Annotated in this window: 27 protein-coding genes and 3 pseudogenes; 12 read left to right on the top strand and 18 right to left on the bottom strand. The window is 50.0% G+C overall.

The features are described from left to right. Nucleotides 1–12 precede the first annotated feature (12 nt). Nucleotides 13–1,452 (top strand): methyl-accepting chemotaxis protein, encoded by a 1,440-nt coding sequence (locus tag HCX92_RS10380; protein WP_169294896.1) that lies wholly within the window; start codon nucleotides 13–15, stop codon nucleotides 1,450–1,452. On the opposite strand, the gene fliR is transcribed toward HCX92_RS10380, so the two are convergent. The 12 genes from fliR to fliF form a co-directional block, all read right to left on the bottom strand. Then, complete coding sequence (gene fliR, locus HCX92_RS10375) at nucleotides 1,453–2,232, bottom strand: flagellar biosynthetic protein FliR (protein WP_169294895.1); 780 nt, start codon at nucleotides 2,230–2,232, stop codon at nucleotides 1,453–1,455. A 39-nt stretch (nucleotides 2,233–2,271) separates the two neighbouring features. Continuing rightward, complete coding sequence (fliQ, locus tag HCX92_RS10370) at nucleotides 2,272–2,541, bottom strand: flagellar biosynthesis protein FliQ (RefSeq protein ID WP_169294894.1); 270 nt, start codon at nucleotides 2,539–2,541, stop codon at nucleotides 2,272–2,274. A 32-nt stretch (nucleotides 2,542–2,573) separates the two neighbouring features. Then, entirely contained in the window at nucleotides 2,574–3,629 is a 1,056-nt protein-coding gene (gene fliP, locus HCX92_RS14995) for a flagellar type III secretion system pore protein FliP (RefSeq protein WP_371808417.1), read from the bottom strand. 102 nt (nucleotides 3,630–3,731) lie between these two features. Then, nucleotides 3,732–4,163: a flagellar motor switch protein FliN gene (fliN, locus tag HCX92_RS10360; protein ID WP_169294892.1), complete on the bottom strand. Its 432-nt coding sequence runs from the start codon at nucleotides 4,161–4,163 to the stop codon at nucleotides 3,732–3,734. A 12-nt stretch (nucleotides 4,164–4,175) separates the two neighbouring features. Then, a complete protein-coding gene (gene fliM, locus HCX92_RS10355; protein WP_169294891.1) occupies nucleotides 4,176–5,279 on the bottom strand; it encodes a flagellar motor switch protein FliM in 1,104 nt (367 codons plus the stop codon). A 2-nt stretch (nucleotides 5,280–5,281) separates the two neighbouring features. After that, a complete protein-coding gene (locus HCX92_RS10350) occupies nucleotides 5,282–5,791 on the bottom strand; it encodes a flagellar basal body-associated FliL family protein (protein WP_169294890.1) in 510 nt (169 codons plus the stop codon). Between the two features lie 175 nt (nucleotides 5,792–5,966). Further along, the gene (locus tag HCX92_RS10345; protein ID WP_248290045.1) at nucleotides 5,967–7,412 is read right to left on the bottom strand and encodes a flagellar hook-length control protein FliK; all 1,446 of its coding nucleotides are present in this window, start codon (nucleotides 7,410–7,412) and stop codon (nucleotides 5,967–5,969) included. A gap of 17 nt (nucleotides 7,413–7,429) precedes the next feature. Further along, nucleotides 7,430–7,891, bottom strand: coding sequence for a flagellar export protein FliJ (gene fliJ / locus HCX92_RS10340; RefSeq protein WP_169294889.1), 462 nt, complete (start codon nucleotides 7,889–7,891; stop codon nucleotides 7,430–7,432). Then, nucleotides 7,888–9,342, bottom strand: a complete 1,455-nt coding sequence (fliI, locus tag HCX92_RS10335; RefSeq protein WP_371808412.1) for a flagellar protein export ATPase FliI — start codon at nucleotides 9,340–9,342, stop codon at nucleotides 7,888–7,890. Before fliI ends, fliJ begins: the two co-directional genes overlap by 4 nt. A gap of 3 nt (nucleotides 9,343–9,345) precedes the next feature. After that, nucleotides 9,346–10,131, bottom strand: a complete 786-nt coding sequence (locus HCX92_RS10330) for a flagellar assembly protein FliH (RefSeq protein WP_169294888.1) — start codon at nucleotides 10,129–10,131, stop codon at nucleotides 9,346–9,348. After that, nucleotides 10,118–11,122: a flagellar motor switch protein FliG gene (gene fliG / locus HCX92_RS10325; protein ID WP_169294887.1), complete on the bottom strand. Its 1,005-nt coding sequence runs from the start codon at nucleotides 11,120–11,122 to the stop codon at nucleotides 10,118–10,120. Before fliG ends, HCX92_RS10330 begins: the two co-directional genes overlap by 14 nt. Continuing rightward, nucleotides 11,103–12,740 carry a flagellar basal-body MS-ring/collar protein FliF gene (gene fliF / locus HCX92_RS10320; RefSeq protein WP_169294886.1) on the bottom strand — a complete coding sequence of 546 codons (1,638 nt, stop codon included), beginning with the start codon at nucleotides 12,738–12,740 and terminating at the stop codon, nucleotides 11,103–11,105. Before fliF ends, fliG begins: the two co-directional genes overlap by 20 nt. A 254-nt stretch (nucleotides 12,741–12,994) precedes the next feature. Between fliF and fliE the strand changes: the two genes are divergently transcribed. After that, nucleotides 12,995–13,357, top strand: coding sequence for a flagellar hook-basal body complex protein FliE (gene fliE / locus HCX92_RS10315; RefSeq protein WP_371808416.1), 363 nt, complete (start codon nucleotides 12,995–12,997; stop codon nucleotides 13,355–13,357). A 46-nt stretch (nucleotides 13,358–13,403) separates the two neighbouring features. On the opposite strand, the gene HCX92_RS10310 is transcribed toward fliE, so the two are convergent. Genes HCX92_RS10310 through fliD form a run of 5 tightly spaced genes read right to left on the bottom strand, consistent with a single transcriptional unit; the run spans nucleotide 13,404 to nucleotide 17,305 of the window. After that, entirely contained in the window at nucleotides 13,404–13,685 is a 282-nt protein-coding gene (locus HCX92_RS10310; protein WP_169294884.1) for an EscU/YscU/HrcU family type III secretion system export apparatus switch protein, read from the bottom strand. Next, nucleotides 13,685–15,040: a flagellar hook-length control protein FliK gene (locus tag HCX92_RS10305; protein WP_169294883.1), complete on the bottom strand. Its 1,356-nt coding sequence runs from the start codon at nucleotides 15,038–15,040 to the stop codon at nucleotides 13,685–13,687. The genes HCX92_RS10310 and HCX92_RS10305 overlap by 1 nt, the downstream gene beginning before the upstream one ends. A 9-nt stretch (nucleotides 15,041–15,049) precedes the next feature. Then, nucleotides 15,050–15,454: a flagellar protein FliT gene (locus HCX92_RS10300; protein WP_169294882.1), complete on the bottom strand. Its 405-nt coding sequence runs from the start codon at nucleotides 15,452–15,454 to the stop codon at nucleotides 15,050–15,052. Between the two features lie 36 nt (nucleotides 15,455–15,490). Continuing rightward, a complete protein-coding gene (fliS, locus tag HCX92_RS10295; protein WP_169294881.1) occupies nucleotides 15,491–15,907 on the bottom strand; it encodes a flagellar export chaperone FliS in 417 nt (138 codons plus the stop codon). 30 nt (nucleotides 15,908–15,937) lie between these two features. Continuing rightward, nucleotides 15,938–17,305 (bottom strand): flagellar filament capping protein FliD, encoded by a 1,368-nt coding sequence (fliD, locus tag HCX92_RS10290; RefSeq protein ID WP_169294880.1) that lies wholly within the window; start codon nucleotides 17,303–17,305, stop codon nucleotides 15,938–15,940. A 310-nt stretch (nucleotides 17,306–17,615) separates the two neighbouring features. Between fliD and HCX92_RS10285 the strand changes: the two genes are divergently transcribed. The 7 genes and pseudogenes from HCX92_RS10285 to HCX92_RS15080 all read left to right on the top strand — a co-directional run bounded on the left by HCX92_RS10285 (nucleotide 17,616) and on the right by HCX92_RS15080 (nucleotide 24,424). Further along, a complete protein-coding gene (locus tag HCX92_RS10285) occupies nucleotides 17,616–18,374 on the top strand; it encodes an RNA polymerase sigma factor FliA (RefSeq protein WP_169294879.1) in 759 nt (252 codons plus the stop codon). A gap of 145 nt (nucleotides 18,375–18,519) precedes the next feature. After that, on the top strand, nucleotides 18,520–19,785 hold the full coding sequence (locus HCX92_RS10280) for a FliC/FljB family flagellin (RefSeq protein WP_169294878.1): 1,266 nt from the start codon (nucleotides 18,520–18,522) through the stop codon (nucleotides 19,783–19,785). A gap of 382 nt (nucleotides 19,786–20,167) precedes the next feature. Further along, on the top strand, nucleotides 20,168–20,503 hold the full coding sequence (locus tag HCX92_RS10275) for a hypothetical protein (protein WP_169294877.1): 336 nt from the start codon (nucleotides 20,168–20,170) through the stop codon (nucleotides 20,501–20,503). Nucleotides 20,504–20,936: 433 nt separating this feature from the next. Continuing rightward, nucleotides 20,937–21,362, top strand: coding sequence for a hypothetical protein (locus HCX92_RS10270; RefSeq protein ID WP_169294876.1), 426 nt, complete (start codon nucleotides 20,937–20,939; stop codon nucleotides 21,360–21,362). Between the two features lie 572 nt (nucleotides 21,363–21,934). Further along, nucleotides 21,935–22,075, top strand: a pseudogene (locus HCX92_RS15085) (IS3 family transposase); the annotation flags it as partial. Between the two features lie 108 nt (nucleotides 22,076–22,183). Further along, nucleotides 22,184–23,647 (top strand): hypothetical protein, encoded by a 1,464-nt coding sequence (locus HCX92_RS10265; RefSeq protein WP_169294875.1) that lies wholly within the window; start codon nucleotides 22,184–22,186, stop codon nucleotides 23,645–23,647. A gap of 351 nt (nucleotides 23,648–23,998) precedes the next feature. Continuing rightward, nucleotides 23,999–24,424 (top strand): transposase, encoded by a 426-nt coding sequence (locus tag HCX92_RS15080; RefSeq protein ID WP_169294874.1) that lies wholly within the window; start codon nucleotides 23,999–24,001, stop codon nucleotides 24,422–24,424. A 111-nt stretch (nucleotides 24,425–24,535) separates the two neighbouring features. Here HCX92_RS15080 and HCX92_RS15075 read toward each other — a convergent pair. Further along, nucleotides 24,536–24,659: pseudogene (locus HCX92_RS15075) on the bottom strand (transposase); the annotation flags it as partial. A gap of 208 nt (nucleotides 24,660–24,867) precedes the next feature. Here HCX92_RS15075 and HCX92_RS10255 point away from each other — a divergent pair. The 3 genes and pseudogenes from HCX92_RS10255 to HCX92_RS10245 all read left to right on the top strand — a co-directional run. Further along, on the top strand, nucleotides 24,868–25,146 hold the full coding sequence (locus HCX92_RS10255) for a type II toxin-antitoxin system RelE/ParE family toxin (protein ID WP_169294873.1): 279 nt from the start codon (nucleotides 24,868–24,870) through the stop codon (nucleotides 25,144–25,146). 12 nt (nucleotides 25,147–25,158) lie between these two features. Continuing rightward, a complete protein-coding gene (locus HCX92_RS10250) occupies nucleotides 25,159–25,491 on the top strand; it encodes a HigA family addiction module antitoxin (protein ID WP_169294872.1) in 333 nt (110 codons plus the stop codon). 223 nt (nucleotides 25,492–25,714) lie between these two features. Continuing rightward, a pseudogene (locus HCX92_RS10245) lies at nucleotides 25,715–26,833 on the top strand (N-6 DNA methylase); the annotation flags it as partial. Nucleotides 26,834–26,907 lie beyond the last annotated feature (74 nt).

Below are 26,907 nucleotides of genomic sequence, written 5' to 3'. Positions count from 1 at the left end.
GGAGTTGGTACCATGAATTTTTCTGCAATACAAATTAAATCAAGCCTGCGCATTTTGGTGGCCATTATTATTTTGGGTACTTTTGCCGTGCTGGCAATGGCTGTTGTCAGCAATTTCCAAAGCACCACTTCTATCCAGACATTAAGCCAGGCGCTTGCAGAGTATGCCCCGGCCGATGTGGCCCTGAAAAACACAAAGCTGCTTGAGCAATCCGAAGAAAATACCCGCTATGTGATATTGACATCCGCGGTGATTGCCTTGCTGACCCTGTTATTTGCTTTCTTCGTGCATCGCCTGTTAACCGCGGTGATTGTCAAGCCGTTTGCCCGTGTGGAAGATTACTTCAGCCGCATGGCCAGGGGTGAACTTAACCAGAACATCCAGGTGGTTGGCAACAATGAAGTGGCTCGCATCATGCGTGGTCTGGTGGACATGCAGGACAAACTGGGCAGTATTGTCGACCAAGTGCGTGATAACCTGAATGTCATTAATGAAAACGGTGACAAGCTGGGTGAGGACAATCTGAATTTAAGTGCGCGTACCGAGCAGCAATCGGCTGCTTTGCAAGAAACCGCAGCCAGCATGGAAGAGCTTTCCAGTACCGTTAAGCAGAATGCTGAAAACGCCCGTCAGGCCAATCAACTGGCGGTTCAGGCTTCGCATGTGGCGGAAGAGGGAGGCGAAGTCATGCGAAAAGTGGTTAGCACCATGGAAGAAATCTCCGTGGGCTCCAACAAGATTGCCGATATTGTCAGCATGATTGACAGCATTGCTTTTCAAACCAACATTCTGGCCATTAATGCCGCGGTTGAGGCGGCACGTGCCGGTGAGCAGGGCAATGGCTTTGCCGTGGTTGCGTCTGAAGTGCGTGCGCTTTCCCAGCGCAGTGCCGAAGCCGCCAAGGAAATCAAGCTGTTGATTGATGCGTCGGTAGACAAAGTCGGCGATGGTGCCAAACTGGTTGGCCAGGCCGGTGAAACCATGAGAAATATCGTGACATCCATTTCGGAAGTCACCACCATCATGGGAGAGATCTCTTCCGCGACCGAAGAACAGGCCAGTGGGATTGACCAGATCAACCGTGCCGTGATCCAGATGGATAACGTTACTCATCAGAACTCGCAACTGGTTGATCGCCTGGCTGCCTCAACGCAATTCCTTAATGAGAAAATTGATGAGGCCATGAATACGATGTCGCTGTTTGTGACCAAAGGACATCGCTCATTTGTGGATGAGGCAATTTATCAGTCCCAGAAAACCAGTGTTAAAAACTCATCTCCTGCACGGATTGCCGTCAATAAAGAGACGCCATCGTTGTCATTGCAGGAGGCCTGGAACCAGCGTATGGAATTTGGTGAGCAAGACGTGCCTTTGTTGACCGAAAGGCCCGATAAAAACTTGCGTTCACCGTTCAAGCTCCATAAAAAAGAAGATGACTGGGTTTCTTTTTAATTAAAACCCATTCATGATACGCCCCATCTGTTCAAACCCATTGAAGAAAAACACTTCAAGGAATTGATTCAGATAGGGTAAAACGGTCATTAACAGCATCATGCTGAAAGTGAGCGTGATGGGAAAACCCACGGCAAACACTGAGAACTGTTGCGCGGTTCGGTTAAGAATACCCATGGCCAGGTTAATCGTGAGCAGGGAAATAATCAGGGGGATGGCAATCAGCATTCCTGCAATAAAAATTTGTGCGCTCCATTCGATCAGCAAACCAATACCATTCAATTGAAGGGTGGCATCGCTGATGGGAAGAATTTCAAAAGACCGTGCCAGGCCTGAAATTAAAATAAGATGCCCGTTGCCGGCAATAAAAATAAGCATGGCCAGGGCATTGAGCAGACGTGACATGACGCTGGTATTGCCACCGTTGGCCGGATCAAAAAATGACGCAAAAGAAAGGCCCATTTGCAGGCCGATCAATTCACCGGCCATATTCACCGCGGCAAATACAATACGCATGCTAAAACCCATGGCCATGCCAATCACAATTTGTTTGGCCATCATGATCATGGCAGCCCAGGAATCGGGCGGGATGGTTTCAAAAGGGCCGATAAACGGTGAAATGGCCACCGTTAAAATAACCGAAATGCCAATTTTGACCATCACGGGAACGGTAGATTCACCCAGTACGGGCGAGCTGCCCACAAAGGCCGCAATGCGACACATGGGCCACAGGAACAGGCCAATCCAGGTGTACAGTTGATCCAGTGTGAAGGTAATCATAAAGAAACAGGCAAACCGCTTTTGGCAAGCCAGGCCGGTTTATTGTGCCAGGTTGGGGATGGACACAAACAGTTCGCGAATGTAATCAGTAAGCGAACCGATCATCCAGGGCCCCAATAGCACCAGGACAGCACCTACGGCCAGAATTTTGGGAATGAAAGACAGCGTCATTTCGTTGATTTGCGTTGCCGCCTGGAAAATGGCAATAACCAGACCCACCACCAGCGTGGTAATCAGCAGGGGGGCTGCCAGCGAAAAAGCCAGACGTAAGGCGATATACGTCATTGACATGATGGATTCTGAAGTCATGCAAATTCCTTGTAAACAGGTACGGGCCGTGATTATTGGTAAAAGCTGCGCGCCAGGGAGCCCAACAGCAAATGCCAGCCATCAGCCAATACAAACAGCATGAGTTTGAACGGCAGGGAAATAGTAACCGGTGGCACCATCATCATACCCAAAGACATCAAGACGCTGGCAATCACCAGGTCGATAATCAAAAACGGGATGAAAATCGTAAATCCGATCTGGAAAGCGGTTTTCAGTTCACTGGTCACGAAGGCCGGAATTAAAATACGCATCGGTACGGCTTCGGGACTTTCAAATTCATTAATATTGGCCATATCGGCAAACAGCGCCAGATCGCTTTCCCGGGTTTGTCCAATCATGAAGGCATGGATGGGGCGGGAGGCCCGTTCAACAGCCTGCTCAAAGGTAATCTGGCCGGCATTCAGGGGAGCATAGGCATCTTCGGCAATCTGGTCCAGCACCGGTGACATCACAAAAAAAGTCAGGAACAGGGATAGCCCGATAATCACACTATTGGGCGGGGAAGCACCGGTGCCCAGTGCATTGCGCAACAAACCCAGCACAATCACGATGCGGGTAAAACCGGTCATCATTAAAATGACGGCAGGCAAAAAGCTTAAGCCGGTTAGCAAAAGCAGGGTTTGCATGCTAAGTGAATAGGTTTGCGAGCCGTCGGGGTTGCTGGCGCTGGTTAAGGCCGGCATGGCCACCTGGGCAAATGCCGGATCGGCCATTAACAATAAGGCGGGCAACAGGCAAACCAGCAGCATTTTAATGGGTAAATGCCGCTTCAGGGTATCACGAAAAGTCATTTTTCCTTCAGGGGAAGCGGACGTGGCTGGCACTTTGGCGGATGATGAATGGCCAGTCGTATCGCTGTCATGCGTCTCGTTTTCAGGTGGGGTTTCAGGGGCTGGCATCTTATGCAACAGATTGATTTGCTGGGCAGTCACACCCAGCACCAGTTGCTCGTTACCGGCTTGCACCACCACCACCTCTGTTCGTGGTCCCAACGGTGTGCGGGAAATAACCGGCAAGGCGGAATTTCGTCTTATTTTTCCCAAGAGCCCGGTTTTGCGGGCCACCATGCCAAACAGGATAATACAGAACAGTACCAGCCCAAGCGCGGCAAAAACCCGGATAATGGCCAGTTGATCCATCGTTATCCCTTAATTCTGGCTAACCGCAGTTTAACGGCGGTTGAAAGGGCGGTTCAGGCGGTTCAGACGTTCTGCCGGAGTGATGATATCGGTTAGACGAACGCCATAATTGCCGTTCACGCTTACAATTTCACCTTGGGCAATAAGCATGCCGTTGATCAGGACGTCCATGGGTTCGCCGGCCTGGGCGCTAAGCTCAACCACCGAACCCTGCCCCAGTTTCAGAATGTCCTTGATGGGCAAACGGGCACGGCCCAATTCAACGCTAAGCTGAACCGGAATATCCTTGATAAATGAAAAATCGGGGTGGATTTCTTCGGCTGGTGGGGCAGGATCAAACGACTCGAAAATGGAGTCGTGTGTTTGGCTTGCCGTTGCACTGGCCTGTTCGGCCATGGCTTTTTCCCATTCACTGGCCAGGTCGTCCTGGTTAATATCATCAGGTGGAGTAGTATTGCTCATGGTTTTTTCAGTTTAAATAGGTTTTTCAGCGTTAAGAGGAGCAGCGCTCAGCTCATGATCATCAAGTAAAATTTCATCATCAATGGTGGTCGTGTCTTCAATTACCACTTTGGGTTCTTCGGGTGTGTCAAAAGTTGGCAGTTCAAGACGCTTGATCACGCTTAGTGCATAGTGTTTGTTATAGGTGCCGTATTTGGCACTGATAACCGGAATGCCATCAACAGTGGCTTCTATCTCGGTGGGCAACCTGATGGGCAAAACGCTGCCTTCTTTCAGTGCCATTAATTGTTCCAGCGTACATTCGGCAGTGGTGAAGTTGGCCACCAGCTCTACTTCGGTCTCGGGTACCTGGCCCGACAGCTGGCGCAGCCATTTGTTTTCATTACCCTTGACGCTCTCATCCTGAAAAGGCTCGGTTAACAAGTCCTTCAGGGGTTCGATCATGGAATAGGGCAGGCAGACATTCAGCAAACCACCAATGGTGCCAAATTCGATGCGAATGGGGGTAACCACCACGACTTCGTTGCCACTGGCAATATTGGCAAACTTGGTGTGCATTTCAGAGCGCAAGTAGTGGTATTTGATGGGATAAACCGGCTTCCATGCATGCACATAGCTTTCCAGGGTATGCATGAGCAGACGATGAATGATGCGTTGTTCGGTCGCGGTGAAGTCGCGGCCTTCCACCCGGGTGTTTTGTTTTATCTGTCCACCAAACAGGGTTTCGATAATCAGGAAAACCAGGGTGGGGTCAAAGCAGAACAGGGACAGGCCGCGCAGGGGTTCGAGCCTGACCATGTTCAGGTTGCTGGGCACGGGCAGATTGCGTTCAAATTCGGCAAATGTCTGGATTTTAATGGGCAATACCGAAATATCGGCATTGCGTCGCATGAAACTAAGCAAAACGGCCCGCAGGTTGCGGGCAAATCGTTCATTAATCAGCTCGAAGGTTTGCATTCGCTTGCGAATGACCCGTTCAGGTGACGACAGGTCATAAGGGCGAACGCCATCGGGGTACACCGGCTCTTCAACCTCGATCTTGGGCGTTGGTGTACCTTCTATTTCTGCAAAAAGGGAATCTACCTCGTTTTGAGATAAAAACGTATCATAAGCCATTTTTATTGCACAACAAAATTGGTAAACAATACATCGGTAATGTGCTGAGTATACGCCTCTGGATAGAAGGCGGGCAGCAATACACGTTTGACCGCCTCTTTAATCTGGTCGGGAGTTGCTTTGTCATGAATGGTTTCAGGGTTCAGGGAAGACAGCTCGATGAGGATGCGACTGCGGGCTTCAGGCAGATACTTGGTTACCCGCTCCATGCTGGCCTGGTCTTCAAAGCGCAGGGTAAAGCCCACATACAGCACCCGTGAAAACCCGTTGCGGTTAAGGGTGACGGTAAACGGATCCAGTTCCAGGAAAATGGGGCTGCTACTAACCATGGGAACGTGCGGGGCGGCAACAGGCTGAGCAACCTGCTGGCCTTGTGTTGGCTGGACGGGCATCATTTTGCCCATGTAATACCACATGGCTGCACCCCCTATGCCAAGGCATAGAATGATGATGATGAATGTCTTGAAAAAAGAACCCGACTTCGGGCTTGAATTATTTGTCTCTTTGCTCATGAAAGGCCATTACCAAATCTAAAATAACACCAGGATCAGCGTATATTATCGCCCATAAATCATCAAGCCATTGCCTGGAATAAAGGGGGTTTTCTCCCTTTATAGACCATTTGACGGATTATGCCAAAATCGGGCCAAGGCTTGGCCGTCAGATTTTACCAGGCAAATGAACCAATCAGGCAAATGTCTTGATCAGTCCGTCATGTTGGCGTGGTTGCGTGGTTACGGATTCGCCAGCATCAGACAGGATGCCGGTGCCGCCTTCAAGGTGCCTGGTGGCACCTGCCGTCTTATTGTCTTCCATGAAGAAACTGTCCTGCCGGTCTTGCTGGTCGACATGGGCCTGTCCCAGGGAAAGCCCTTTTTCCTGCAGGGCCTGGTGCAAATCGGCCAGTGAATTTTCCAGTGCCTGGCGAACCGCGGCGTTGCTGGCCACAAAAGCGGCCTGGGCCACGCCATCCTGGATGCTGATGGACACTTTAATAGGGCCCAGCTCGGGTGGATCCAGTCGCATTTGGGCAATGTGCGTACCATTGGCCTGCTGCCTGAAAAACAGGCTGGCCTGGGTAGCCAGTTGCTGGGCCATGGCCTGAGACCAGCCCGGATGGTAAAAAGAGGTGCCAATGGAAATAAGCGGGCTGGCGGGAGCCTGCGCCGGCGTGTTGGCCGCCGTGGCGCTAATGGCCTGGCTTGCATTGGCGTTGATATTGGCGGCAGCAGCTTCAGACAGGGTATTTACAGCCTGGTTGAGCAATGGTTGGGGGGTGGTTTTAAAACCCGGGTTTCGAGGGTCGGTTGGGTCGGCGGTGACGGTATCGGGGGACAGGCGGCCAAACAGGGTATCGCGCACTTGATCGGTGGCCTCTTTGGTGGCATTCAGGTTGACGACCCGGCCAGCCAGATTGTGTTTGTCGAGCGCAGCCAGCTGTTCAGCGTCAAGCCGGGTATTTTCAGTATTGCGCAAGGTATCGGCCTGCTCTTGCCCGGAACCGGCCAACTTGTTTTTAACAAACTGTGCCAAAGCGCCCGAGGTGGCTTGTGTTTCCAGGGGGGCGTTAAACGGATTTTTACCGGACAGGCGACTGGCCAGGTTTCTTTGAGGTTCGATCAGCTGGCTTAACAGGGTATTTTCAAGCGATGGCATGCCGCCCTTGTCGCCTGTCAGGGCATCTGCCCCAGGGGAGCCTTGCTGAAAAAAGGCGTGTTCCGCCAGCACATTGACTGGCAATACTTCATTCGTGATTGGCGCGGCATCCGGGGCCTGTTCCGGCCTTGTCCGGTTTTCCGTATCGGCGGTATTGTCGCTGGCGGCTACCTGATCTGTCTGGCTTGTCTCGTTATCGGGTGAACTTGTGTTTTCCGTGTGATTGGTGGCCTTGCCATTGTCGGCCTTGCCTGAAGCCGGCTTGTTTTGACTGGCGGTACGGTTGATGCTTTGGCTGTTTTGGGTATTGCCTTGCGTGTTTGCCGGTGGGGAAGCGGGCTTGCTTTGCGACGCGGCAGGGGCCTGCATGGCCAGAATGCCTGAAAAGGTATTATTGGCGCCGGACGCCTGATGGTTGTCAGCCCCTTCCGTTTTCAGGAGCTTGCCGGTGCCCAGGCTATTACTGATTGTTGTCATTCTCATACCCATAAATGTTAACCACCTGACTGTTGCCGCCTGCTGGCTAAATAAGCACGTGCGGCAAACTCGTCGTTCATTTTCTGTTCTTGCCGGTTGGCAATTTTCAACTGTTCCTGTTTTTTGCGGTCTATCAGTGCCTGCATGGAGTTTACCTCACGACGGGCCTCAAACCAGGCTTCCCGTTCTTTTTCAACCTGTTTTTCAAGCTGCGCAATAATGACCCGTTGTTGCCCCAGCGCTTCTTCCAGGGTTGAAATGAACTTCTGGAAATTCACGCATTGAGCCGAGCTCATGCCTTCCTGCAGGCGGTTCTGAAGCCGGGCAATATAATCCAGCCGGTATTGCTCAAGCATTTCAAGCTGTTTGGTGGACTGGGTAATATTGGCTTCGGTTTGTGCCACCACACGCGCCCGATCGTCCATTTTCTGAACGGCCAGTCCATGCAGGGTCTCAAAAGAATCGCTATTATGGCTCATAAGGTCAGTCCTGCAAACAGACGGCCAAGTTCCCGTGTCGCTTGTTCCATATCAACCTTTTCATCAATATCCTGCATCAGGAACTTGCGCAGGAAAGGGTAGCGGTCGATGGCGGTGTCAATTTCAGGGTCATTGCCTTTTTTATAGGCGCCCACGGCCAGCAAGTCCCGGTTGCGCTGGTACATGGAATACATTTGCTTGAACTTGCGGGCCATTAGCATATGTTCCTTGCTGACCACGGCCGTCATTACCCGGGAAATGGAGGCTTCAATATCAATGGCCGGATAATGCCCGGTTTCGGCCAGCGAACGGGACAGCACCACATGGCCGTCCAGAATGGCGCGTGAAGAGTCGGCAATCGGATCCTGCTGGTCATCGCCTTCGGTAAGGACGGTATAAAAGGCGGTAATTGAGCCTGTGGTTTTTCCATTCACATTTTTACCATTGCCGGCCCGTTCCACCAGGGCTGGCAGGCGGGCAAAAACCGATGGCGGATAACCTTTGGTGGCCGGGGGCTCGCCAATGGCCAGGGCAATTTCACGCAAGGCCATGGCATAACGGGTTAAGGAATCCATAATCAGCAAGACATGTTTGCCCTGATCCCGGAAAAACTCAGCCAGCCGGGTGGCATACACACACCCCTGGATGCGCAATAAGGGTGATACATCTGCTGGTGCCGCGACCACCACCGAGCGGTGCATGCCGTCGGCACCCAGGTTTTGTTCAATAAATTCTTTCACTTCCCGGCCACGTTCACCAATCAGGCCCACCACAATCACATCGGCCTTGGTATAGCGGGCCATCATGCCCAGCAAAACCGATTTACCTACCCCGGAGCCGGCAAACAGCCCCATACGTTGGCCTCGGCCAACGGTTAGCATGCTGTTAATGGCGCGCACGCCGACGTCCAGCGGGGTGTCAATGGGCGCCCGGTCAAGTGGATTAATATACGTGGCGGCCAATGGTGCCGACCAGGCATTTTCAAATGGGCCAAGGCCGTCCAGCGGTTTGCCGGCGCCATCCACCACCCGGCCCAGCAAAGAAAAACCGACCGGCAGGGTGTGACCGCCCTGGTTGCTTAAATTGGCATAGGCATCATCATCCGCCTGCAAGGGAACCCGCGGAGGTAACGGGGCTTCAGCGGCTTCCACCCGGGCATTGGGCGGCAGGCCGGAAATATTGCCATAAGGCATCAAAAACAGGGTGTGCCCCTGAAAACCCACCACTTCGGCCTCGACCCATTGGTTGCCCACCATTTGAATACGGCAGGCGGCCCCCAATGGCAAGGCCAGCCCACTGGCTTCCAGCACCATGCCGGTGGCACGGATAATGCGTCCGGAACTGGTTTGGAGCGGACTGACCTCAACCCGGCTGGCGGCACGCTTAAGCTGGTCTTGCCAGGCGGCAACACCAGAAATGACGGGGGCTTTGGCAGGGGTGGGCGTGTTCACGGCTTACTCCTGTTTTTCCGGGTTGGTTGGCAGGCCAAGGCTGGCCAGTGCCTGTGTCCAGCGGGTTTGCAAGGTGGCATCAATCTCGCCGTAGGCGGTTTGCACATACCAGCCGCCCGGTTCAATGCCGGGGTCTGCTTTCAGGCGAATATGGTCGGGCAGGGGCAGCTGACCGCTTTTTTCAATCAGTTCGTAATCCTCGGGGTTAAGCTGCACTTCCATGGCCTGGGTCACGCCCGGTGGCTGGGTAATGGCTTGCCTGATCAAGGGGATTAAATGTTCGGGGTGCTGTTTCAGCTCTTGCCCAATCACATGGCGGGCAATGGTGGTGGCCAGTTCAATAAGCGCCTGGCCCATGCTGGCATCCAGGCTGGCATATTGCTGTTGGGCCTGTTCGGCCAGGGCCAGCAAACGGGCCTGCTGGGAAGCGGTCAATTTGGCAGCCGCTGCCAGTCCTTCGGTATAGCCCTGTTCATAGCCGGCATCGTAACCTTCCTTGTTGCCGGCGGCCAATCCTTCGGCGTGACCGGTGGCATAGCCCTGTTCCTGGGCTTTTTGCAGGGTGTTTCTGCGCTCTTGTTCAAGCTGCTGCTGGCGTACCAGTTCCGGGTCGGGCTCGGCCTGTTGTTGCGCCTGCTGCTTTCTAAGCGTTTCAGGGTCAACAATCGTCTCCATTTTCCAGGGTGACCAGCCGCTGCCGTCCATAGGCGGCTGTTCCGCATTTTTCTTGAAAACCGGATCGGCAAGCACCAGGGTATCAGAAAGGTGTTTGGGCTTAGACGTAATCATCGTCAGAGGTTTTGCTTAGTGAAATCTGGCCCGTGTCGGCAAGACGGCGGGCAATACCGATAATCGCACGCTGTTCGGCCTGAACCACCGATGCACGGACGCGGTTCATATCCTGTATCTCGTCACGCAGCATTTGTGCCGCACGGTTGGACATATTCTTGAAGAAGCGCTCACGAACTTCCTCACTGGCGCCTTTCAGGGCCAGTACCAGCATATTATTGTCGGTAATTTCGGCCATAATGGTTTGCAGGGTAATATCATCCAGATCGGCCAGGTTCTCGAAGGTGAACATTTCTTCCTGAACGCGTTGTGCCAGCTCGGCGTCACGCTCTTGCAAGTGCGTAATCATGGAGGTTTCCAGGCCGGCATTCATGGTGTTGAGGATCTCGGCCGCAGCACGAACACCACCCATTTTGCTGCGTTTGGCGGTTTGACCGGAAAGCACGCTGTTGAGTACATCGGTCAGTTCGCGCAGCGCGGTTGGCTGTACCCCGCCAAAGGTGGCGATACGGATAATCACATCGTTGCGTACCCGTTCGGTCAGCAGTGCCAGGGTATCGGCCGCCAAATCGCGATCCAGGTGAACCAGAATCGTGGCGATAATCTGCGGGTGTTCACCGGCAATCAGTTCGGCAATATTGGCCGGTTCAAGCTGGTTAAGGGCTTCAATGCCGTTTTCCTGCTTGGTCAGGTCAAGAATGTCTTCCAGAATGCCTGCGGCCCGATCGGCACCCAGGGCCTTGTTCAGAATGGCGCGGATATATTCCTCGGAGCCCAGGTTGACCGACAAGAACTGGTCGGCATCCTTGCGGAACTGTTCCAGCACCTGATTCACGCTGTTGCGCGTCATGTTTCTCATGCCAATCATGGCGGCGCCCAGCTCCTGAACCTCGTGGGCACCCATGTGGCGCAGTACCTCAGCCGCGGCTTCTTCGCCAATGGACATCAACAGGATCGCACAACGTTCCATTTTATTTTCTGCTGTCATCATCGTTTTGATTTATCCAGGATCTAAGTACCATTGCCACGGCACGTGGGTCTTCGGTTGCAATTTTCATGACCACTTTAAGATTGTCTTCGTAGTGATCATGCTTGACAGGGATTTCGGACTGGGCTTTGCGTTCGGCTTCAGCCTGTTGCAAGGCAGCCTGTTTTTTCTCAGCCAGCTCCATGTTTTTACGTTCTTCCAATGAGCGGATAAGCGGTTTGAATGCCTTCAGCCAGATCAGCATGACGGCGATAAACAGCAACAGGTATTGTCCCAGGGTTTTGGCCAGGGCATGTATTTGCGGGTCTTGCCACACCGGCATGTGCGGTTCTGAGGTCGTGAACTCGCTATTGACCACATTCAGGCTGTCACCGCGCGCTTCGGAAAAGCCCACGGCTTCCCTGACCAGGGCATTGATTTGCTGCATGGTGTCTTCGGGCAGGGGAGTGGCTTCACCGTTTTCGTTTTCGCGGAAATTAACCACCACGGCAACGGAAAGCCGTTTAATGGTGCCGACTGAATCCTTGACGTGACTGATGGTGCGGTCAACTTCGTAGTTGATGGTGGCGTTATTGGTTTGGCTGGCCGGGTTCTGCACCGTGGTGGCGGTAGCTGCCGTGGCATTGGTGCCTGGCGGGTTTTCAATGGGGGCAACCGGTGGTGCAGGGGGCTCGTTGGACAGGGCACCCGGAATGCCCATGGGCTGGCCAATGCCGGACTGGGCCGTGCGGTTGGTTTGCTCGCTGCGAATGGCAGCTTCATCGGGTTTCTGGTTGGGGCGAAACACCTCGGAGGTTTGTTCGCGCTGGGCAAAATCCAGGCTGGCACTTACCTGGGCATGCACATTGCCACGGCCCACTACCGGTACCAAGATGGAAATAATGCGTGCCGTCAAGCGCTGTTCCAGTTCATCGGTAAATTTAAGGTGTGCCTGGTTGGCGCCAATGCCCTCAAGCCCGGCACTGGATGACAGCAGGCGACCGCTTTGATCAACAATAGAAACATTTTCGGCCGTCAGGCCCGGAACGCTGGAGGCCACCAGCCAGGCAATGGCGGCAATTTGCCCGTCACCCAGGCTGCGACCGGGGCTAAGGGTGACCAGGACCGAGGCGGTGGGCAGTTTCCGGTCACGGACAAACAGGGTTTGCTTGGGAATGGCCAGGTGAACCCGGGCGGTTTCCACCGAATTCATGGCTTCAATAGAACGGGCCAGCTCGCCTTCAACCGCGCGCTGGTAGGTAACCTGTTCGGCAAACTGGCTGGCCCCGAACTGGGGGTTGTCCATGAGTTCAAAACCAACGCCACCGCCTTGCGGCAGGCCCTGTTCGGCCAGCATCATGCGGGTTTCATGCACTTTGTCGGCAGGCACCAGAATGGCAGAACCGTTTTCATTGAACTGGTAAGGTACGTTCAGTTTTTCAAGCGCGGATACAATCGCGCCACCGTCCTTGTCTTGCAGGTTGGAAAACAGTACCTTGTAGTCGGGCCCACGCATCCACAGCAGGCTGACAATGATTAACGCCACCAGGCCGGCGGCAGCACCCATTAATACCGGGCGCGGTAACACCAGCAGGCGTTCCACAATAGGGAAGCGGGCAGCAAGCTTATCCAGTCCGCTCATGCCGGTCTTCCTGTAAACCGTAAGGCAGTTAATGCTGTGAATTCAATAATGACCATGGGAAACAACAAAAGACAATTATCCAGTTAAACTTTTTCAGACAGGTATTATCACCTGTCCGGGTGTAAAGCAATCAGGCGTTAAAGCGGGGTTTTTTGGCTTATTCGGGCTATTGAAACAAAAGGGCTGGGGGTAATATGTGGCATATTCGTTTTATTTGCCACTTAGTGTTACGTCAGGATATTTCTATGCAAGCCATCTCGCCATTAGCCATTTCAGGCATGAATTCATTGCAGCAACAAATGAAAGCAATGGCCAATGACGCAAAAGCCGGTAAGGTTTCCCTGCAATTGGGCAGCATGCAGCCCTTAAACGCACCCGCCGCAGGTGTTACCAAAGCCTCTTTTGCCAGTGAACTGGATGCCGCCATCAAAAGCATCTCGGCAACGCAACAAGCCGCCAACACCCAGGCCGAACAATTCATCATGGGCAAACCGGGGATATCGTTGAACGATGTCATGATAGACATGCAAAAGGCCAGCATTGGCTTCCAAAGTGCGATCCAGGTCAGGAATAAACTGGTTCAGGCTTACCAGACCATTGCCAGCATGGCGATATAATTCAATGCTCCTCCTGCGCAAGGGGGGGTGAAGCACCGGGGTGGATTTACCTTTCCTGCGCCGCTTCCAGTGAATAAATCCATGCCAACAACTCAGCCACGACGGTATACAGCTCGGGCGGGATTTGCTGGTCCAGGTCCACTTGCATCAGCATGGCCACCAGTTCCGGTGATTCATGTACGGGTATATTGTGCTGTTTGGCCAGCTCGATAATGCTTTGTGCAATATTCCCCATGCCCTTGGCAACCACCTTGGGTGCCGGGTCGGTGGCATGGTAAGCCAGGGTGACGGCCGTTTTACGTGTTTCAGGTATGCCTGGCTTATTCATCACGCTTCCTCTTTTTGCTCAATCACAGACTGCGATTGACTCGGGTCGGTGAATACCTCAAATGAATGGGTTTCCAGGCCCAGTGCCTGCAAACGGCGGGTAAATTCGGGCATGTGCTGCAACAGCAGGGATGTGGTACTTTGATTGTCTTTCAGTTTGGGGTTGTCAATAACCTGATATTGCGCCTGCACGTGATTGTCAATAATCTGCACCATGATGCGGATTTTTCCAAGCTGGGGCAAACTTAACGTTAAGGTGGTTGACCAAGGGGTATGGGCTTCGCCCTTATCCTGGTGTGTCGCTTCACTACCGGCATCATTTTTTTCTTCTTCGGGCCGGTTGGCCGGTTGCTGGGCGGCAAAGGCTTGTGGGTTGTCTTTCTGGATTTCCCAGCTCATGGCAGCCCCTTGCCAGGCTTCACCCTGCCATACAATACGTTGTTGATGGTGCATTTCCAGCTGCTGCTGGACCAGGCTGGCCAAAGGACCGGATAGCGCAGGAGGGGCGGCTTCTGCCTTGCCCTGGGTAAGGGCCGGGAACAGGGAGATATGCCGGTTGATTTGCTGCTCTGCCTGTTGTTCTTTTAACAACAGCGCCTTGGGGTGATTGGCCAGCTCTTTTAAATTACCGTTGCTGCGTAAAAGGCGCCATATCGTGGCCTCATACGACAGACCTGGCCGGGTAATTTCACGGGTTAAGGTTTCGCGGATGATGGATGCAAAAAGGCTGGAGCCCAGCGCCCGTATTGCTTCTTCTTTTAACGGCGTGCCAGCACTTGTTGCCTGGGCACCTGCTGCACCCGCAGCGCCTGACGAAGCCCCGCCGCTTGTCTGCAAACCCGCTCCACTCGTGGCTGCGCTGTCAGCCGGGCGCGACAGATAAGATAATAACTCTTTGGGATTTTTGGGGATGATGGGTGCCTGGTTGGGGTTGCTTAATGGCGCAGCCTGTTTAGGCATATGCTCAAGCAGGGCAAGAACGCTTTTTGCGGCATTGCTCCAGCGGGTGGAGGTGGACTTCAGTGGGGTGCGGGTTGCGGCTTCTGCTGCATTACTGCCTGCCTGGCCAATTGCCTGCTGGCTGCCTGTATTGTTTGCATTGCCAACTTGGGCGCCCTGTAAAGCGGTACGATGCCCCAGCGTTGCCTGCACATTTTGTGCCACCGCCTGGAAGTTGCCTGTTTGCAAACGTGCCTTGGTGGCGTTTTCAAGTGCCTCGGGTCGTGCGGCCGAGCTGGTGGGCAGGACCGATTGCCGGCTACGGGCCGATTGCAGGTGTCCCTGCGCGGATAACGTCACACCGAGCGCGGTTTCCAGTCGTTGTACAAGAAGAGTGCTTATGCTGCTTGATGACATAAGCCATGCCTACCCCGCCAGCTTCATACCAGAATAAGCCTTGACCATTTTCTTTTGCTGGCTGCGTGTGTGCAGCAATTGCGACAGCCGTTTCATTTCAGGAGAAACCGCATCACGCACGGCAGCGTCATGCATTAGCACCTGGCGCAACAAATGCGAGCAGATTTCCTTTTCTGCCTTGTTGTTGGGCTGAAGATTGGCCTTGTTGCGAAGCACTTCCACCTCATGTACATAACTTTGACCCAGCGAAAGCGTGGCTTCCCAGTTTTCCTGCCGGGCTGCCTCTTCCATTTGCCGGGTAATGTTCACCAGCTGCTGGTAGGCTTCTATAACGCAGCTATTGCACTCGGGGGGGAAAGGTCCCGTGGCATTGGCTGGGTTAGCCTTATTGCATTCTGAAGGATAAAAAGTCATTTCAATATCTTCTGGTCTAATAGTAGTAAACCAACCCTATTTACGGGGCTTATTAGCGGTGGCTGTTTTCCAGGCACTGGTAATATCATCAAGCATTTTTTCAACGGTATCCAGGTGTGATGCCTCTTGGTTCACACTGGCCAACAACAACTGCTGCGACATTAATCTGAAGCTGAGAATCATGTTCCTGGCCGCCTCGCCGGAAGATTCGTCTATACCGGGAATAAGGCCTGAATCGATAATACTGATGGCCTTTGAAATATTTTCACCGCGTTTGGCAATATCGCCATTCTGGAAATACAGCCTGGCTTTTACAACGCAAGACTGAACGGCTTCCAGCATGATGGTGATCAGCTCCTCGGGGGAAGCGGTAAGTACCTGTGTTTCAAGACCTACTTTTGCATAAGCCTTAACAGGGTTCTGGCCATTAGCCATGTTGGTAGTGTTCATCATAATATGAAATAAACCCTTAAAAATCAATCATTATTTACTGCCACTGGTATTCCACATGGACAATTGCTGGCTTAAATAGGCCGACGTCCCATTCATTTTTGCAACCAGTGAATCCAGCGCGGTAAATTGGGCCCGGTAGCGTTCCATCGTGGCTTCAATTTGAGCCTGCTTGCGCTCATATTGCGAATCCAGGTCTTCGATGCGTGTCTTGGCGCCATTGCTGGCCGTGGTCACAATACCGCTGGTACTGTTAATCAGACCCTTGGTAATATCTTGTGTATACGTGGCAATACCGTTGGTTTTGTCCTGGAACAGCTTGGCAATGTCGTCACGGTTTTCTGCCAGGGCTTTGCTGAATTTAGCATCGTCCAGCTTAATAGTGCCATCGGCCTGGGTGCGGATGCCCAGGTCGGACAGCGTTTTAAACGCACCGCCATTGCTGCTTTGGAAACTCATGATGCCGCTTAAACGGGTTTGTACCGTACGGGCCGTATTGTCGCCGTTCAATATGCTGCCACCGGCCCCTTCGGTATAAGCCGTGCTGCTTTTAATGAACTTCTGGACATTGTTATAAGCCGTAATGAATTCATTAATGGCTTCTTTGGCTTTGTCATCGTTGCGCGTAACCGTTAGCGTTTGTGCTTCGGTGTCTACCTTACTTAAATTCAGGGTAACGCCCTGGATGACGTTTTCCAGCCTGTTGGTGGCCTGGGTCACTTTAATCCCGTTTACTTTAACAATTGCATCAGACGCAGCCTGCTCGGTCATGCTGGCTTTGTTTAGCAACGTGCCCAGCGCACCATCGTTACCCTCCACGGTAATTTCACTAATGGATGCTTGTGTTCCGGTAGCGGTAGTGCTAATCATTAAGCGGTAAGGGGTCTCAGAGCCATCGTTCATGATACTGGCGCTAAGCCCCAGCTCTTTGTCGGCATTAATGGCTTTGGCAATCTCTTCAAGAGAAGTGCCTTTGCCGGTCAGGTCCAGGGTTTTTACTTCGCCATTTTTCAGTGTAAATTTAACCACGCCACCCGTGCCGTTCGCGGCGGCTTTGTCGGCCACGCCATTGGCAATAAGCGTTTGGGTAGACGCCAAAGACGTAACCTGAATACGGTAACTGCCCGCCACCGCAGAGCTGCTGGCACTGGCGCTAAAGCTCTCACCGGTTTGGCTGGCCGTGTACTGCCCAAAAGTCGTATCACCTTCAAACGCCTTGGCGGCAGTTTGCAGTTTTTCTACCGCGCTGGACAGTTGGCCATAAGCAGACAGGCGTGCGTTTTCGGTACTTTTACGCTGGGTAATTGTGCTTAATACGGATTCTTCGCTGGTGCGAAAGCCATCTAGCAAGGTAGATAAATCTAAACCTGAACCAACGCCAATGCTGGAAATGTTAGCCATAATATAAACTGTGTCTTTGTGTTGGGGGATTGTTTTCGGATATTGAGATTAACGGCAGACTTTTGCGAATCTTTAATTAATATTACTACTAAATAAACATTAAAAACCAGACCAGCAGAACTAAAGAAAGAGAACCGGTGAACAGAAACCGCTGGATTATGACAACAATTACAAGACTGCCTGTCATAATGACAGATAAACCCGCTTTCCAAAGCAGCAATTACCCGCCAAACCCGGGCTAGTTCTGCCTATTGAATGCAAGTAAAATCGTTAATAATGACAAAATGTATACCAACCACATTCATTGTGCATGAGCAAGGCTACGTTACCAAGACCCTCTATAGAGCAGATATTGCGCGAACACGCACCCTTGGTGCGTAGCATTGCCCTTAAAATGATGGCCCGGCTGCCCGCCAATATAGAACTGGATGATCTGATCCAGGCGGGTATGATTGGTCTGCTGGATGCTGCCCAGCGTTTTGAAAACACCGGTGCCGCGCAATTTACCAGCTATGCCAATACAAGAATACGGGGTGCCATCACCGATGAGCTGCGCCGGCAAGACTGGCTGCCCCGCACCCTGCGCAGCAAAAACAGCAAAATCCAGAAAGCCATGGCCCAGGCCCAAAAAAAACTGGGCTATGAACCTGGTGATGAAGAAATTGCTGAAGAGCTGGGTATTACCGTAGACGCCTACCGCGAACAGTTGAGTGATGTGGGCACGGTACATGTGGTGCATTACGAAGACTTCAGATTTGACAGCGACGAAGGCGAACGGGAAAACAATCAGCTGGACAGGTTGATGGGGGGAACCGATGAATACAACCCGCAAGCGGCCCTGCTAAATGAAGAATTCAAATACACCCTGGCCGAATGCATTGGCAAACTGCCTGAAAGGGAACAGCTGGTATTGTCTTTAATATTTGAACAGGCCTTGAACCTGAAAGAAATAGCTGCCGTACTGGAACTGACCGAGGGCAGGGTATCGCAACTGCGCTCGCAGGCGGTGTTGAGATTGCGTGGCATGCTGAAAGAAGCGTATTGGGATCAGTTGCCGGAAAGTTTTTAATAAAAAAATAAAAAATAATTAAAAAAAGATTAAAGAAAAAAAAACAGGGGCCGTTAATAACACTATAAACCAGCAGTAAGCCTTCAAGACAAAGGTGAAATGACTTGGTTTTTCTTGAAGTGATCTTATTTTTTTGGAGTGTTCCATGTCTGTAATTAATACAAACTATCTGGCTCTTGTTTCCCAGAATAACCTTACAAAATCCCAAAATGCTTTGGGTTCTGCGATTGAGCGTCTGTCTTCCGGCTTGCGCATTAACAGCGCCAAAGATGACGCTGCTGGTCAGGCGATTGCCAACCGCTTCACCGCCAACATCAAGGGCCTGGCCCAAGCTGCTCGTAACGCCAACGATGGTATCTCGATCGCTCAGACGACCGAAGGCGCACTGAACGAAATCAACAATAACCTGCAGCGCGTTCGTGAGCTGTCAGTACAAGCAGCGAACGGCACGAACTCGGATTCCGATCTGAAGTCGATCCAAGACGAAATTAACCAGCGTCTTTCCGAGATCGATCGCGTCTCCAGTCAAACTCAGTTCAACGGTGTTCGTGTGCTTTCTAGCGACAACGACTTACAGATTCAAGTTGGCGCGAATGATAACGAGCTCATTAGCATCGGGCTGAAGCAAATCACCAGCAATACACTTGGCCTTGATGGTTTCCAAGTTCAGAACAAAACGGAGCTCGCCACCGTTACTAAAGGTAATGTCGGCGACGCATTTACCTCGCGCACGATAGCTACTGACGGAAATACCGGTTCAGAAGAAGCCGCAGAGGGTCTGTATGCTTTGAAAGACGGCTCGGGCTACGTCGTAAAAACCACGAGTGGCTACTATAGTGCGACCACTACCACAGTAGCAGACGGCGATTTGGCAGTTACGGCTTGGAACTCCAGCAGTACTGCCGTTGACGCGGACGATGTTGACGTGGCAGGGGGAGATATCCAATCTGGACGCGCTACCATCGATCTGACGGGTGGAACCACATATTCCGCTATTCTGGATCAAAACGGTACAGCTACGGGCGATTATGTAACCCTAGAAGCTGATGGTAAGTACTACGACTTGTCCTTTAATGATGCAGGTGCAGGTACGAAGGCTGATGAAGCGTCTGCACTTGTTGTTACCACCGACCGGACTGTAGACGCATTGGACACGTTGGACAAATCTTTGGCCAAAGTGGATTCCCTCCGGTCTGAGCTGGGTGCGATTCAAAACCGCTTTGAATCTACAATCGCTAATCTGAGCAATACCGTCACCAACTTGTCCGCAGCTCGCTCGCGTATTGAAGACGCTGACTACGCAGTTGAAGTCTCCAACATGACTCGCGCTCAGATCCTGCAACAGGCTGGTACCTCGGTTCTGGCTCAAGCCAACCAAGTACCGCAAGGCGTTCTGTCGCTTTTGCGTTAAGCCTGAAATGCTCAACAGGCGGGTGGTGGTTTGCCTGCCTGTTGGTTTTCGCTGTTTTGTATGGAAAACGCCAGCTCTGTTTTTTGGGTTGGCGTTTTTTTACATATTTTCATGGTTGCATTTTGAAACTTTTTATATTTTTTAGAATCGTTTGCTAAATCACCAGGCTGTATCTACATTCATTTAGTAAAAATAAAACTACTTCTTAATTAATTTTTATCAATTTTTTAAATAAAAAGAATAATAAAATAGTTATGATTAAACCTAATGGACCAACCTCTCTGAATGATGTTACAAAAGCTGTTCATAAAGGTATAAAAAGGCTTATCAAGATTACCTTTCACTTTCAGACTATAATGTTTGCCAGGCTCCTGAATATTTTTTGACAGTAAAAATTGCAGATGCGTTAAAGGGACTAAGATTATATGTTGATTTGGAGTGTTCAGTTAATCTTACTTTAGATAAAGCAGGTGCTAAACAACCTGGCCCTATACTTAAAGACATTAGAAGAAATGGCCGTTTTGATTTTGTTGCTCATAGTTATAAAGATAAACCACGATTTATAGGTGAAGTTAAAAATTCTGTCAGTACTCCTATTCGCCTGGAAAACGATTTAAAAATAATTTGTCATGCTCTGGATTATGGAAAAACCAATAGTTTTCAATCAGGAATAATCGCATTTTTTGTTTATAAAAAAAATCAAAAAAAACTCATCTGAAAAACTCGAAGAATTAATATCAAATATAGAAAAAAATGTGCTGAAGCAGGTAGTAAATTTAATTTTAAAATAAGAATGACTCATGCACCTTTGGCTCGTCATGCTGATTATACAAGTGATTCTGTTTGTATGGTGATATCGAAACAATAAAAAATCAGTAAACTCCTACTTGTATTTTGAGTTGACTGAATGAGTGGTGAAAATTTATTCGTTCCCATACCCTGAACTGACCCCAAAAAGTTGAGTGGGTGTCCAATTTTCTGGGGTAAATTTATGTATGAATCACACAAATTAGTGATACAATAAGTGCGGTATTTATTTACTTTAAATACTACGTATCGGAGTTTTTTTCTCTGTTTTTGGTTACGAACTGCCTAACAAATTTTCCCAAGTAAATATTCTAAACAACTTTAATTAGAAATATCAAAGCAAAATGAAAGAGTACAGAACAGAAATTTCCGCCCTCCTTTTTTTATTAATATCTTATTTCTTGGCAAAAGGATTTTTCTTCTCAATTGATGGCGCAAGTTTTTTTGAAAATTATAATATAAAAAGAGCCTTGATCTCGATTTATGAAGACAGAAATTTTCAGAGCGTAAACGAAATTAGAACCATCTACATACCCGGCATTGCTGTAGCATTGTTTTTCTATTCCTTATTCGGAAAATCCAGAAAAAAATTCTTATCCATAAGTTTTGGTTATTTGTTGATTTTATTAATAAAGCCGATTTTGGAATACAACGTCCTATCGGATTTTTTATTTGACGGTGGCATCAGTTTTTCATATTTAAAATACTTACTGCTTATTTTTTTCTGTAGTATTAGTGTTTATTATTGCAATGAGCTACAAACAAAATAAAATCACTGTCATTTCTAAATGAGTATAATGAATCCATTTGCTTTTTGGAAAGCAATTGAAGTTTATTTACACCCATCTGTAGGCCATGATGGGTGATTCCTTTCTCCGAATTCGATAGTTAAAAAATAACGCTTCGCCCTATACTCCCGAGTTCGACAGTTAAAAATGTAACCTATTGATTTGTAAAGAATCGTTTTAAAAACGCTCCACTACAAATTAATTTTTTATTGATTTTCTGTTATCTTCTTTGAAAATGCTTTTATTGTGAATTGTTTCTAGAATTCAGTCAAGATATCTAAAAATGTAATGGCATGCCATTTGTTTATTTAATTCAAATGGTTAGAGCCAAACTGTCGAACTCAGGCGGTCAGAAACTGCCAGCCAATTGGCTCCGTGACGTTGAACCCTGAAAAACAGTGACAACTACCTTGACAAACACAGCAACTGCCCCATAAAATGTAACAGCTGCTTTTCACCAACAGTAGTCGTTTAGTGAGGCTGCTGAAGCAGTTGTGTGAAGGTGGAAACTCTCTAGGTAAGACTGGTTGATTCAGACCGATTGCATGCATGACCGGCGCTTCGCTACCCGTGATCAAGCAAGACAGGTCATCATGAACTGACTGGCCTTCTAGAATTACCGCAGATTGCATTCGAGCTTGGGCTATCTCAGTCTACAATACGAGCAACGCCGGCACATGGCACAGCACAAAAAAGGCTACGTAAGCAAGGAATCAAGAACTCTGCAAAACAGGGGTAGTATCAGTCGGAATTCTTGCTACGTAGGCGTGACGATGCTGAAAAAATAGAAAGGGATATAGCGTATGTCGTTGTTGAGGTTTTTGCAGGCTCGAAACTTTTCAAGTTCGAGGCGAATTCATGTTGTACCCAATATCCCGAAAAAACTCTTAAGTAATGCCCTTTCTGCCTATGGCCTGAATGTAAATCCCAGCGAAGTGGTTGTGTTGATTGACAATACCATGCTCGCCAGCGGCAAGGACGGCTGCCTGATCTGTCAGGATTACCTAGCCATCCGCGATAGCTTCAGTGATGCCATAGTCTATGCCTACGACGATATAAACTCCCTGGAGCTTAAAGGCCGCAAACTCTTCCTCAACAAGCGTCAGGAGATTGTCCTCAGCATGCAGGATCAAGGCGATCTGTACGATTGCTTTTCCCTATTGCAGGAATGGCTGCGGGTTCGGGGCGACGAGCAGTTTTCCCTAGAGGTGGGCGCCACCAAGCCCGAAGCAGTGCCCGCGCAGGTAAAGCCGATTGCCGATGAGGTTCTCGCCTTGGCGGTGATGGAAGAGGCAACGCCTGATGATTCTCAGAAAAAAGTCAGCGTCAAGGACAAGTTATTGGGCTACGTTGCTGAGGCCATCGAGCACAACAAATCGCAAATACTGCCGTTCATCATGGACAAGACTGGCAATGCATCCCTTGCAGCTTTGCGTGATGACAGCAATATTGAAAGGCTTGGTAGTGTTATCTACGCCTTACTACCTGGTGTTGTGCGCTTGGCCCTAAAGGAAGACGCCTTTGTGCGTTTCGTTCTCGACAACCGCAACAAGCTTCTTGATAAACTACTAACCGATGAAGCCAAGCAGGTCGCGGTGTTGCAAGAGATTACTTCGACGGCGCAATTGAAATCGGATTATCACACTGAGCTCGATGGCCTACTGATGGATGACGAACCGGTGGTGCAACCAGGGCAACGGGCGATTGAAAAGATGCTGGCCATCATAGCCGGCCTGAAACAGGAGCAATGTGACAACCAGGATTCAGTCGATTTTTGGCAGTTGCCGATCGACTACTTGGGTGCTGTGATTCCCAAGGCGAAAAAGCTGATAGGCAGCCCGGATGAGAAGATTGAAGCACAAATTCTCTTTGTGCTGGCCTTGATGTACGGCTTTTCGTTTCACAAAATTCCCGAACCGATCCGCCAGCAGGATGACCTGCTCAAGTTCTTCATGATTGGGCTCGTGATGGTAGGCGAGAAATATCAGGAGCGCAGTCCCCATAGCAATTTCAGTCAAGACGAGCTGATTGGGTTGGCATTTGGCATGGCCAAAGTGGTCACCAAGCAACAACTCAAGGAGTCGGTCAGGAATTTGTTGGATCACAGGGACGAAGCCGAACAACCCGGCTACTTCGAAATCGACGACATCTTGTTGCTACTGCGTGAGGCTAACGGGTTTGCGCAACAGTGGGGCAACAACCTGATGGATGAGTTCATCGCTGAAGAACGTGCTCTACAGAATAAATGGGGCGATCTGCTGAACTAGCGGGCGTAACCTCGTGCATGCTGGTTTCTCTAGGCGTGTAAATTGGCACTGTCCCTGTGCGTCAGCTCTAAACTGACCACAGCGGGTAGTGGGGTGTCGCCGTCACTAATACCAACAACTAGGTGTCTGGTTCCGGATAAGTGCCGCTCTTGACGAATAAATCAGATGCTTTCATCTTTCAAGTGCTTGTACTGGGGCTTCATGCCCTAGTGTCTTTTGCGGCAAGTGGTGGTTGTACAACAAGACAAACCGCCCGAGTTCGACAGTTTTTGTAAATGTCCGGTAAAACCACCTTTTCAAACACGCCATTAAGCGAGAGTATACGTGTCCACGATCATTAAATGGACACGTATGGACTATCTAACAGAGATACCTGGTGCAGAACCGGCACGGCAACCCCGTCGGCGGGTTCACAGCCCAGCATTCAAGGCCCATTTGGTTGCCTTGTGCCAAGACTCGGCCACCTCCGTGGCGGCCATTGCCCGGGCACACAATATTAATGACAACATGCTTCATCGCTGGATACGAGAGGCGCAGGCAAAGACACCAGCAACCCCGTCTTTTATCACCTTGCCAACGTCAGCCGAAGTGGCCCGTCCCGTCCAACAAGATAGGGCCGGCCCATATCCAGGTAAGGCTGCAAGGCGTAAACTTACCCTAAAAAGGCACAAGCCAAAATCAGAGATTTCTGCCATTATCATCTTTGATGGAGGAAATCATGAAACGATCCCGGTGTTTGTTAAGGTAGTTGGAACCTCTACCAATGTTAGATTTTAGCGATATCTGTCCGCTCCTGGGGTGAGAGCTTGTGGTCCGGTGCCGGTTTGACGGCCGTAGGACGCTTGTCGTGCCGCACGGCACTGTGCTCAAAGCCTTGTAAGGACTCTTCTTTCCAGCGTTTGACCTGATCAGGATAAAGCCCTATTTCACGGCAATACGCACTGAGCTTCGCCTCGGACAGCGTTGCTGTTTCAATGACGGTCGCCAGCTTGGCTTGGGCTGACCATTGTTCTGACGCTGTCCTTTACCGCCTGTCTGGTTTAATTCAGCGGATGACAACTATCCTGCCAGGGGGGAATGCAAATAATCCATATGAAAAAATTGTCTCATCTTTGGTTTTTTACAGTTTGTATGACATATGATGGCCTTTTTTTACTTTTATTTTAATAACGGTTGATGTTATTAACGCGTTGCGTTACTATTATAAAAAATCAATATTTATGATTACTCATTTTGCTTGCGGTGACACAGAGGATTTATTTAACGGTAAGCGTGTCAAGCGTTTCGTTAATATTGAGCGGGTTGCAATGCGTAAATTGCAACAGATTCACGCAGCAATGAGCTTACAGTTCCTGCGAGCGCCACCAGCAAACCATTTAGAGCTATTGAGTGGCGACAGGAAAGGGCAGTACAGTATTCGTGTAAATGACCAGTGGCGGGTTTGTTTTGTATGGAACAATGGCAACGTCAGTCATGTTGAAATTGTGGATTATCATTAAAGGAAAAAGACAATGGCACGCAGAGAAATCCCCCTTGTTCACCCCGGTGAAATTTTATTGGAAGACTGGCTTATACCCTTGGAAATCAGCCAATATGCTTTGGCCAAAGCAATTGGTGTGCCTGCCCGTAGAATCAATGAAATTGTGAAGGGCAAGCGGGCAATTACACCTGACACAGCATTGCGTTTGGCTGCTTTTTTTAATACTGATGCACAAAGCTGGCTGGGTCTTCAAGCTCATTACGATACAGAGTTGGCCAGAGAAGCCCTTTACGATACGCTGGCGCATATCCAGCCTTTTACCGTCAATAATGCCGGGGGTTCATCTAAGTTGGCGGCACATTAATGAAAATATGATGAGGATGCATAATCCATCCTTGTCAGGAGAGTTGTTACTGTTTTCACAGGCATTTTCCGGCTCCCATGCTCCTGCGTGTGAATGCATACCAATACAAACCCCCACACCCCAACAGAAAAAAACACAATTTTAAAAAAAATCCCCCAGTACTCCCAAAACATAACAAAATGTTATTAACATAACTACCAACACAAAAAGCCCTTAACCTACTATGACAAACAATAATTTTTCCCAGCTTGCCGCTTTTATCTGGCAGGTTGCCGATCTGCTGCGTGGTGATTTCAAGCAATCCCAGTACGGCCGCATCATTTTGCCCTTTACCTTGTTACGTCGTTTGGAATGTGTGCTGGAAGCCAGTAAACCGGCCGTTCTGGCAGAACACCAAAAAATAGCAGCAAAAAACCTGCCGGAAGAGGCTCAGGAAAAATTTTTGATACGTGCCACCAACGGCCTGTCTTTTTTCAACACTTCCCTCATGAGCCTGGGCACCATGGGGCAAAACGATATCAAGGCCAATTTAAACACCTACGTGCAAAGTTTCTCGAAAGACGCACGGGAAATTTTTGAACATTTCAATTTCATTGAATTTGCCGGTTTGTTAGATGAGGCCAACCTTTTGTACAAAGTCGTACAAAAATTTGCCAATACCGACCTTAGCCCCGCACACGTGTCCAATCACGATATGGGTCTGGTGTTTGAAGAGTTGATTCGTCGTTTTGCGGAAGGCTCCAACGAAACCGCTGGTGAGCACTTCACCCCGCGCGATATCGTACGCCTGACCACTGCCCTGGTGTTTATGGAAGATGATGAGGTTTTAAGCAAAGAGGGCATTATCCGCACCATTTATGACCCAACGGCTGGTACGGGTGGCTTTCTTTCAGCGGGTACTGAATATGTACATGAATTAAACCCCAAAGCCGTCATGCGTGCCTTCGGACAAGAGCTTAACCCCGAATCATATGCTATTTGTAAGGCGGATATGCTGATTAAAGGCCAGGAAGTCAGCCGGATTAAACTGGGCAACACCTTGTCCAATGACCAGCTGTCAACAGACAAGTTTGACTACATGCTGTCCAACCCGCCATTTGGGGTAGACTGGAAAAAGATAGAACAGGACATCAAAGACGAGCACCAGCAAAAGGGTTTTGAGGGGCGTTTTGGCCCGGGCCTGCCACGGGTGTCTGATGGCTCTTTGCTGTTTTTATTGCATTTAATTAGCAAAATGCGCAACAGCAATGAAACTGGGCAGGGCAGCCGGATTGGTATTATCTTAAACGGTTCACCCCTGTTTACCGGCAGTGCGGGCAGTGGTGAAAGCGAAATCCGTCGGATTTGAAACGATTGCGGGACATCGAGGTGGAAAATGCCCGTCTAAAGAAAATGTACGCAGAATTGGCTTTGGAG

The sequence above is a fragment of the Advenella sp. EE-W14 genome (assembly GCF_012923605.1).
In the GTDB taxonomy this organism is placed as follows: domain Bacteria; phylum Pseudomonadota; class Gammaproteobacteria; order Burkholderiales; family Burkholderiaceae_B; genus Advenella; species Advenella alkanexedens.
Note: the sequence above shows the minus strand (reverse complement) of the source record. Positions and strands in the feature narration are given on the sequence as shown.